This window comes from Serratia sp. 14-2641 (assembly GCF_001692375.1).
GTDB classification, from domain to species: Bacteria; Pseudomonadota; Gammaproteobacteria; order Enterobacterales; family Enterobacteriaceae; genus Chania; species Chania fonticola_C.
Genome location: NZ_LXKR01000067.1, coordinates 1 through 6,473, shown reverse-complemented (window position 1 = coordinate 6,473; position 6,473 = coordinate 1). Strand labels below are relative to the sequence as shown.

Sequence of the window (6,473 nt, the reverse complement as noted above, 5' to 3'; positions counted from 1 at the left end):
GTCGGCATAAACGTTCTGTGGGTAGCCGATGGCGAATGGATGTAAATCAAAAATAAGAGGAAATATCTGTATTGCACGGTGAATATTTCTAGCCATACCATCGACTTCCTGCTGACCGCCAAATGGGATGCTACCGTTGTGTTGCGCTTCTTTCGCAAGGTCATTCAACACCACAGCGAACCTGCGTAGTATCAGGGCTAAAAGTGGTGCCAACAGGGAAGCGATGGCGACACTAAACGTCGACAAACCCGATGAAGAAATCATCGCGATCAGGCAGAATAAATATCTGAATGAACGGGTTGCGCAAGATCAGCGGAATATAAAACGACTTGAACCAGCGCTCACCCAGAGTCAGAAATGCGATGTTGCGGTCGTCATGTCGGTAGAGTAATACCAGCGACTGTCGCGGCGGACCAAGGCGCTGACATTCCATTTAGTTGTTCGCTTCTGGCTGATCGCCATGTTCCTCCAACTGCTGCACGTCAACAAATACACCATCAGGGTCGTATTCAAGCCGGAGCCTTTGCAGTTTCTCCCAGTTCTCAGCGGCGAAACACATGCTGATTTCGGCCGCCCTTGTCTCAAGATCGTACTCGTTGATATAACGGCTACGGGCAATCTCCTGTAACTCGTCATACATCCGTTTTAACCAATATCGATTGACACTGTCATCTTTTGCATCGTCCCACTGGGCGTAGGTAGATACAAAGAACTTGCCATGTGCCGAAAATGCTGCTTTCGGATAGGTTGTCACACCCCGCCAGAGAATCGTTGCAAGTGTAGTTCGGGACGGCGCGTCTGATAAATACCTGGATAAGATGGCAACCAATTCTAGCTTGTTATCTGTAAGGATATTGTCGGCATACAACCTTTTTGATACCACTATGTTGTTGAACTGCTCGTAAATGGCCTCGAAGTTTGAGGGCTGATTGATGGCCAAGGCTGTAAGTGGCAGTTCTAGGCTAGTTTCAAAAGATTCGTGTAGGGCTTGCGCCTCTAGCGGGCTATCGGTAAACGCCAAAATATTTAACAGCACTGCTGGTGTACCACCCGATGTCGGGGGACTGACAGATATCATCACCTGAAGATTTGTAGGAGGAGAGGTATCTTCAAGTCTCGCCAATAAATCGTGTAAATGTGTGAAAGGTAGCGTGTATAAGCTATTGGTTATTACCCGAGGCAGTGAGTAGCAGCTGAGGTAAAAACGGGTCACAACAAAAAACGAACAGGGTCCAGCGCCACGAGCGGCCCAGAACAAGTCTGGCTCCTGGGTTTCGGACACATGTCGTAGACGACCGTCGGCGGTGACAATGTCCAAGGCTTGTACGTTGAACACACTCATTCCTCCCCATTGGCTGCAGTTGATCCCGAGCCCTCCCCCCAACAGGAATCCGCTGATCCCCACTTCTCTTACATGCCCTGTCGGAAAAGCCAGACCTTTAGCCGCGAGTGCATGACACAATTGACCACTACTGACCCCTGATTCAACGATGGCGCGCTTGCGCTTGCTATCAATATCAAGTCTCTTCAAGCCGGAAATGTCCAACATCAGTGTATCAATGCGAAGAAAACAACCAGTGTAGTTGTGCCCACTTCCACGCACGCTCACCTCCATTGCTTGCTCCTTGGCAAATACAATCGCGCGAATCACATCGGCCTCAGTCGCGGCGCGTACTATTCCAGCTGGTCTACGTGTTGGGCCTCGACCGTTCCAGACACTGTTGAGATACCACTCATCAAAGGCGGGATGCGAAGCAAGTCGAACTTCGCCATCCAGTTGCGATGCCAGCTTCAGTCGAGACAGAGAAGTCTGCTTAGCGGCGGGTAATCCAAGATCCTGGCTGATGACGGAATAGAGTCGTTTCTGTTTGAATCCCAATCGAGTTTTGATGCGGGGATTCAAGCGGCCGCACTCGATAAGATTAATTCCTCTTTCGAATGCATAGCGATACACGGCAGACATGCCCAAGGTGTAAGGGTTGAAATCGGAACTATCATAATCTATGCCGGCCGACCAGACATGGAGAGCGCCCTCTTCCTCGAAGCAGATAAATCCGCTGACAATTTTCCCGTTATGTTCTACGACGCTAAGGCGAACCAGATCGCCGCAAAGATGGCAAAAATCAGCCAATTGTGATTCTGGCCAATAATAGGGTGTCCCCAGCCGTTTGGTAGTTAAATAATACAACTGGGATAGTTTCTCAATTTCATTATCAAAGGGAGGAGCAAGTATTCTAGCTCTCGCATCGCAGCGGTTAATAATACGATGCTGACGTATCATTTCGTAACGCCCGTACTTGGGAGAAGCCTGCACAAAACTGTTAAAATCTGGAAAAGCATCCAGTTCGATTGAAAATTTATCTACCATGAAATTTATATTTAGCCCGTTGCGTTGAGCCTCACGCAAGAGCACACCATCCTGTACATTAAGAAAACAGAAATAACGCGCCTGTTCAGCCTGCGCGATAGCCGTAATAGCATCGAATATTCGTGTGTAAAGGCTTGGGGCATGATTTAACATCGGTATCGTGGTGTCCGTACAATGAATAATATGACTAAACAGTCCTCGATCTTCCGATTCCATCGAGAGCTTAGCGGACGAAACCAATAATCCTAACGAATCAACGGACCGAAATTTTTGAAGATAAATAGGGACCAGCGCAGTCAACCTCCCCTCGTCTCGCACAAGCAAATAGAAAATTTTACTGACGTTTAACAAGGGTGACTGCTCAGCTGCGATAAGAAACCGTTGATCGTAAAACAGGGGTGCCTTGCTTTGAAGAAAAAATGCGCGATACTCAGCTGGATCCAGATCTTTAACACTATTGATATAGTCAAGGGTAACCGTCATTAAAGCCCCCACGGTTTATCGGATTGTCAACACCGTAACGATTCTGTACTCAAGTGGGTCAATATAAAATAACCTTATTGGATGCAGCACCTAGAAAGTTGAATGCTAGCCTTGTAGAACTTGTTATGCATTTAATGTTTTTTTGTGGCAGATAATATGATTCTTGATAAGAATAGCCAATTCTAAAAAATTCACCATATTTTTTGTTACCGTCCTCTTTTCCTTACTCTATAATACGGGTAGTGTTACAAATAGCTGCTTAGGGTAAACTTAAATATCTTAGAGGCTGAAAACGTCGTTCACCAGAGGCTCTTCGCGCTGAGGATGGTCATCGTACCAAGGTTCTGTCTGTCCTTTGCGCAACCTGCGAATGGCCTCTATCCCTTTGATTGTAGCATAAGCTTTCTTCATGAATTTGAAGTCTAACATCGGATTGATTATCCGCTTCAGCTTACCGTGATCGCATTCAATCACGTTATTGAGGTATTTCACCTGCTGGTGTTTCCACGTCAGGTCGTCACTTACCTTCTTGCTTCAGCAAAGCCAATGCCCTGCCATAGGTGGGGCATTGGCTGTTACCAATCCCGTAATTGACCCAACATCTTCTTCAAAATCGATAAGCTGCTTTGGTATTACGTCGGGAGGAAAGATAAAAATCGATAGTTCTACCGCGGCTGTCGACGGCCAGGTACAGGTAAGCCTATTTACTACCGCGCTGACTAATCACCCCTCGCTCACTGTGCGGTGTATCCGCCGTCGATAGTAATCGTCTGCCCAGTAATGGCAGTCACGTTATCCTCTGCAAGGAACGCAATAGTATGTGCAACTTCTTCCGACGTGGAGAAACGCTTATTTGGCATCATTGCTATAAATTTATTTTTATTTTTTTCATCATGACCAAGAAAACGATCAAACATTTTACTTTCCACCGGCCCTGGGGAAATAGAATTCACTCGAACGCCAGTAGCTGCAACTTCCAGTGCTGCTGTTTTTGTCAATCCCTCAATGGCGTGTTTACTTGCAACATAAATCCCCGCATGAGGCAGGCCAACTATTCCAGCGATTGAAGAGATATTGATGATGCTGCCTTTACCTCTTTCAATCATCACAGGGATTTGATATTTCATGGCTAACAGAGTGCCTAACACATTGGTGTTGAATACCAAATGAAAGTTATCTTGGGTCGCAGCCTGGATCTCCGCATTTTCACCTACCGTACCCGCACAGTTTACCGCGACATCCAATGAGCCGAATTTATCCAGTACCACATCAATCAGGTGTTTGATATCTGACTCATTATTCATGTCAGCATTAACATAAAGTACGTCTTTATTAATTATCTTTAGAGCGGTTAACATAACTTTACCTTCTTCGGGCCTTCGGCCTGAGAATACAACGTTATAGTTTCTTTCGGAAAATAATTTAGTCGCTGCACTTCCGATTCCAGAAAGCGCCCCCGTAATCAATATTGTTTTTTTTTTTGCATATAACCCTCTTTTTATATGGTTAAATCCGATACGTAGCATCACTTCCAAAATAACTGCGATTTTTATCGCTACATTTGCCATTACTAAACAATCACCTGTTCAGTAATGGAAGGGCGCAATAAGTCGCACATCATAGAATCTGGTGGAAAAATTGCTCCAACTCCTTGTATCGTAAGGGATGATAAAAGTAGGGCAGTTATCTAGATGCTATTACTAATAATGTTAGTTGCATATTGTTAAAAATGCAAAAAATTATAAAATCACTCTGACCCTACCCAAAAATCCTGCTCCATTCAGAAACAGAATTCCGGCATGATAAACACTCCCCTGAACGGAGGTGGTGCCGATGAAAAAGTCACGATTCACCGAAGAGCAGATTGTCTTTGCCCTGAAGCAGGCTGAGCTGGGTACGTCCGTGCCGGATGTCTGCCGCAAGCTGGGTATCTCCGATGCCACGTTTTACCCCTGGCGTAAGAAATACGGCGGAATTTCCCCTTCTGAACTCAAACACATGCGGCAATTGGAAGAGGAAAATCTGCGGCTGAAGAGGCTGGTTGCCGATCTGAGCCTCGACAAGGCGATGCTGCAGGACGTGCTGGCAAAAAAGAGCTGACGCTGGCACGTCTGCGGGAATGGGTCAGGGATTTACAGGCCCGATATGGTGCCAGCGAAAGACAAATCTGTTTTGCGCTACGGCTCAGCCGCAGTTCGTTCAGATATAGTTCAGTTGCTGCCGATGACAGCGCACTGCGCCTGCGTATCCGTGAGATCACTGAAACGCGAATTCACTACGGATATCGCCGGGTATACGTGATGCTCAGGCGGGAAGGCTGGCGCGATAACCACAAACGGATCTACCGGCTTTACAGCGAACAGGGGCTGTCATTGCGTCTCAAACTTCCACGGCGCAATAAATCCGCACAGCGCCGACAACCGCAGCCTCAGGGTCTGTATCCGAATCACGTCTGGGGCATGGATTTTGTCTCTGATGCGCTGTTTGACGGGAGGCGACTGCGCCTGCTGACGGTTATCGACCTTTACACCCGCGAATGCCTGGGGATCTGCGTGGGGCAGAATCTGCGTTCAACAGAAGTGGCAGAAATGCTGAACAGCATAGCGCTCAGGCGTCCTTTACCGCAGTTGCTGAAAACCGATAATGGTTCTGAATTTGCAGGAAAAATGCTGGACAGGTGGGTGTATGAAAGAGGGATAAGGATCGACTTCTCACGCCCGGGAACACCGACGGACAACGCTACGGTCGAGTCCTTCAGCGGTAGGTTGCGGCAGGAATGCCTGAACGAGAACTGGTTCATGTCTCTGGAGGATGCACGGTGCAAAATCGAGGCCTGGCGCATACACTATAAGCTGTTCGCTGTTATCAGGTTTGATAGCCCGTAGCCACTTGTAGAGGCTGTGTGCAGAAACACCCAGACGGTCAGATACTTCGGCAACGGAATAACCGCGTTCCGTTATTTGACGGACGGCTTCTTCCTTAAATTCAGGTGTAAATCGTGGTATGCCCATACGCTCCTTATAGGGCAGGATCGTCTACTGGGGCGGGGTCAGTCCATCGAAGTGATGATGGTAGAGCGCAGCATTACCGTTGACCACTCCACTCTGTACCGATGGGTTATCAGGCTGCTACCCTGCGGATAAGACATTTCGCCGATATCAGCGGCCTGTAGGTCGAGGGTGGCACATGGATGAAACTTACATCAAAATCAAAGGTCAGTGGAAGTATCTCTACCGCGCGGTGGATACTGCAGGCCCAGACCATCGACTTCCTGTTGACCACCAAGCGGGACGTTGCAGCCGCATTGCGCTTCTTTCGCAAGGCCATTCGTCATCACGTCGAACCCGAGATGATCACTATCGATAAAAGTAGTGCCAACACCGCGGCGCTGCTCACGCTCAACGCCGACAAACCTGATGAAGAAGCGATTACCGTCGGGCAAAGTAAGTACTTGGGCAACCTGATTGAGCAAGACCATCGGAACATCAAACGGCGGAGTCGACCGATGCTGGGGGGCAAACCGTCGACGAGCCCAGACCCTGTTGGCAGGTATTAAGCTGGGACAGATGATACGCAAGGGACTGCTTCATCATCCAGTTAGCGACGGATTGTCACTGGTAGA

The 6,473-nt window shown here is 47.9% G+C and carries 4 protein-coding genes and 4 pseudogenes; 3 read left to right on the top strand and 5 right to left on the bottom strand.

Annotated elements, in window-relative coordinates; translation table 11 throughout:
- A pseudogene (locus A6U95_RS31625) lies at positions 1 to 328 on the top strand (DDE-type integrase/transposase/recombinase); the annotation flags it as partial.
- On the opposite strand, the gene A6U95_RS23280 reads toward A6U95_RS31625, so the two are convergent.
- The 4 genes and pseudogenes from A6U95_RS23280 to A6U95_RS23265 form a co-directional block, all read right to left on the bottom strand.
- On the bottom strand, positions 233 to 433 hold the full coding sequence (locus tag A6U95_RS23280; RefSeq protein ID WP_059202198.1) for a hypothetical protein: 201 nt from the start codon (positions 431 to 433) through the stop codon (positions 233 to 235). The pseudogene A6U95_RS31625 and the gene A6U95_RS23280 overlap by 96 nt on opposite strands.
- On the bottom strand, positions 434 to 2,851 hold the full coding sequence (locus A6U95_RS23275; RefSeq protein WP_065686229.1) for a GNAT family N-acetyltransferase: 2,418 nt from the start codon (positions 2,849 to 2,851) through the stop codon (positions 434 to 436). It abuts the gene before it with no gap.
- 279 nt (positions 2,852 to 3,130) lie between these two features.
- A pseudogene (locus A6U95_RS30865) lies at positions 3,131 to 3,563 on the bottom strand (DDE-type integrase/transposase/recombinase); the annotation flags it as partial.
- Positions 3,564 to 3,585: 22 nt separating this feature from the next.
- On the bottom strand, positions 3,586 to 4,377 hold the full coding sequence (locus A6U95_RS23265; RefSeq protein WP_059202214.1) for an SDR family oxidoreductase: 792 nt from the start codon (positions 4,375 to 4,377) through the stop codon (positions 3,586 to 3,588).
- A gap of 307 nt (positions 4,378 to 4,684) precedes the next feature.
- Here A6U95_RS23265 and A6U95_RS23255 point away from each other — a divergent pair.
- A protein-coding gene (locus tag A6U95_RS23255) for an IS3 family transposase (protein WP_241810716.1) occupies positions 4,685 to 5,736 on the top strand; the annotation gives its coding sequence in 2 pieces (ribosomal slippage) (positions 4,685 to 4,946 and positions 4,946 to 5,736; 1,053 coding nt in all).
- On the opposite strand, the pseudogene A6U95_RS30155 reads toward A6U95_RS23255, so the two are convergent.
- Positions 5,710 to 5,862: pseudogene (locus tag A6U95_RS30155) on the bottom strand (transposase); the annotation flags it as partial. The gene A6U95_RS23255 and the pseudogene A6U95_RS30155 sit on opposite strands and share 27 nt — an antisense overlap.
- 39 nt (positions 5,863 to 5,901) lie before the next feature.
- Between A6U95_RS30155 and A6U95_RS23250 the strand changes: the two are divergent.
- Positions 5,902 to 6,473: pseudogene (locus tag A6U95_RS23250) on the top strand (IS6 family transposase); the annotation flags it as partial.